The organism is uncultured Campylobacter sp. (assembly GCF_938045595.1).
Lineage (GTDB): Bacteria > Campylobacterota > Campylobacteria > Campylobacterales > Campylobacteraceae > Campylobacter_B.
Map to the genome: position 1 here is coordinate 1 of NZ_CALIBB010000170.1, position 1,913 is coordinate 1,913.

Sequence of the window (1,913 nt, forward strand, 5' to 3'; positions counted from 1 at the left end):
TTATCAGCGGCAACTTTGAGGCTTTTTACGCATACGATAAATTCCTATTCCTAGATAGCCTAGGCTGCGTATTTTTAGTGCTAATCGCCGTAACGGGCTTTTTGGTAAATTTATACTCCACCACCTATATGAAATGGGAGATACAGGGCGGTCATCTGGATCTTAGCGATCTTAGAAAATACTACGCGCTCTGCCACGTTTTCGTTTTTACGATGACGCTTAGCGTTATCTGCAACAACGTCGCGTTTATGTGGGCTGCGGTAGAGGCTACTACGTTAGCATCGGTATTTTTGGTCGCTATTCATAAAGACAAAAAATCTACCGAGAGCGGTTACAAATATATCGTTATCTGCTCGATCGGTTTAGCATTCGCGCTTTATGCGACCGTTTTACTATATGCGGCTACATTCAAAATCACAGGCGACGGCGAGGCTTCGATGCTTTGGACGAGCATTATGGATAATGCCAAAAATTTAAACGGCGATGCTGCTAAGCTTATCTTTATATTCGCTCTAATAGGCTTTGGAACCAAAGCAGGACTTGCTCCTACTCACACTTGGCTTCCTGATGTTCACGCAGAAGGTCCGGCTCCTATTTCGGCACTACTTTCGGGCGTACTTTTAAAATGTGCGATGCTAGCGATATTTAGATATTACGCTATCACAGCTCAAGCTGTAGGCTTTGACTTCGTTCAATCCGTGATGTTAATTTCCGGTACGATCACGCTATTTATAGCAGGAATTTTCCTCGTTCGCCAACACGATGTAAAGAGGATGTTTGCTTACCACTCGGTCGTTCATATGGGTGTTATTGCATTTGCGCTAGGTATCGGCGGATATTTCGGCTTGCTTGCCGCGATCTTTCACTGCTTAGCTCACAGCTTTACCAAGGCTCTTGCATTCTGCTCTACCGGTAATATCGCCAGAATTTACGGTCATAAAGATATGTCTAGAATGGGCGGTATGGTAAAAATCGCTCCGCTTACTACGATAATGTTTGGTGCTGCGGTTTGCTCGCTCGTAGGTGTTCCTGCGTTTGCGATCTTTGTAAGCGAATTTAACGTTTTCAAAGGCGCGATAGCCAGCGGTCAATACATAGCCGTAGCATTATTTGCGATCGCGCTCGTAATTATTTTCATCGCAGACTTCGCGCACTTTAATCTTGCGAGCTTCGGTACGCCTAAAGGTGAAGTGGTTTATGCTAAAGAGATGAGCTTGTTTGAAAATTTACCGCTAATCTTGCTTTGCGCTTTAGTGATAATTTTCGGCGTATGGCACGTAGGTGATTTTTGGATGCTCGTCGAAAACGGCGTTAGAATAATGATGAGAGGTTAAAAATGAGAGGCGATAAATTTATAGAAATTTTAAAGACTAAAGTCAAGGTCTTAGAAGTTACCCGCCAAGCCGAGGATCAAATCACCGTTTTAGTGGATAGAAATGATCTGCCGCTTGCGGTTAAGACGCTATATTATGACATCGGCGGTTTTATCAGCACGATGATCCCTAACGATGAGCGCGAGCTAAACGGAAATTTCGCACTTTACTATGCGATATCTATGGAAGGTGGCAAAATGACCGAAGCGGAGGATTTCGCCGCAGAGGATAAATGCTTCATCACCGTTAGGACGCTAATTCCCGGATCGGATCCTACATTCCCGTCAGTTACTCCTTTAGTGCCTGCTTGCGTATGGTACGAAAGAGAAGCTTTCGACATGTTCGGCTTAATCGCCGAAGGCTTGCCTGATAAACGCCGTTTAGTGCTAAGCGACGATTGGCCCGATGGGCTTCATCCGCTTCGCAAAGACGCGATGGACTATCGCTATAGACCCGATCCTGTAGATCATAAAGACGAGCCTAATGCAGAGTTTTTATTTCCTAGCGGTGATGGAGTAGTAGATGTTCCACTTGGACCTC

General features: G+C 44.9%; 2 protein-coding genes. Both read left to right on the top strand.

Annotated features, from left to right (window positions below; genetic code table 11):
* Positions 1-1,334 (top strand): hydrogenase 4 subunit F (locus Q0340_RS06875; RefSeq protein WP_298082692.1); only part of this gene is annotated, 1,334 nt, incomplete at its 5' end.
* 2 nt (positions 1,335-1,336) lie between these two features.
* Positions 1,337-1,913 (top strand): NADH-quinone oxidoreductase subunit C (locus tag Q0340_RS06880; protein ID WP_298082693.1); only part of this gene is annotated, 577 nt, incomplete at its 3' end.